Genomic DNA, 799 nt, shown 5'->3' with positions numbered 1-799 from the left:
GGGGGTTGTGGCGCGTGCAAAAGTCTATTTGGAGAATATAGTCAAATCACTTATAATCCAATCTATCCAAAGCAGATATAAAGAACAACTTGTAGTAGAATTATCAAAAACAAACTGAGCATATCCTATGACCTACTGCTGCCAATTCCGACAGAAAATTCTTAACGATATTGCTAATGGAGAAACTTGGCGCGCTGTTGCAAAGCGCTACAAAATCAGCAAATTCACCGTCTATAGCTGGATTAAAAATCCCCATCCTAAAGGTTTTACTGAGCGTAAGCCCTCAAAGATTGATGATGAAACCTTGCTTAAGGATATTGAGCAGTATCCCGATGATTACCAATGGGAAAGCGCTAGACGTTTTAATTGCTCGCAATCAGCGATTTGTTATGCTCTAAAGCGACTAAAGATAACGCATAAAAAAAGATTAACCAACATCCAAAAACCGACACAGAGAAAAGAGAGCACTTTCAAGAACAAATAGTGGATAAGACCGCTCAAGAAAAACCGATAGTCTATCTTGATGAATGTGGTTTTAAAGCCTTTGCTCATAGATCCTTATGGCTACAGCACAAAAGGAGAAGTTTGTCATGGAAGTGATAAACTGGCATTTAAAGAACCAGAGCAATGCGATTGGAGCCATTATCAATGGAGAATTGTTTGCTTACGCTTATATGATGGTTCTATTAACAGCGATATTTTCTCTCATTGGGTGAGAGAAGCACTGTTACCTGAGTTACCTAAAAACAGTGTAATTGTCATGGACAATGCCGCTTTTCATAAACGCAGTGATATTCAA

The 799-nt window shown here is 38.5% G+C and carries 1 protein-coding gene and 1 pseudogene; both read left to right on the top strand.

The genetic code is table 11. The features are described 5' to 3' along the window. Window positions 1-127: 127 nt before the first annotated feature. Window positions 128-484, top strand: a complete 357-nt coding sequence (locus A5N85_RS14215; RefSeq protein WP_072577679.1) for an IS630 transposase-related protein — start codon at window positions 128-130, stop codon at window positions 482-484. A 36-nt stretch (window positions 485-520) separates the two neighbouring features. Then, window positions 521-799: pseudogene (locus A5N85_RS14210) on the top strand (hypothetical protein); the annotation flags it as partial.

The organism is Suttonella ornithocola, from assembly GCF_001889065.1.
GTDB classification, from domain to species: domain Bacteria; phylum Pseudomonadota; class Gammaproteobacteria; order Cardiobacteriales; family Cardiobacteriaceae; genus Suttonella_A; species Suttonella_A ornithocola.
Note: the sequence above shows the minus strand (reverse complement) of the source record. Positions and strands in the feature narration are given on the sequence as shown.

Excerpts from the sequence above, each read along its gene's own strand:
- A5N85_RS14215 (WP_072577679.1), top strand. The coding sequence starts at position 128 with ATGACCTACTGCTGCCAATTCCGACAGAAAATTCTTAACGATATTGCT.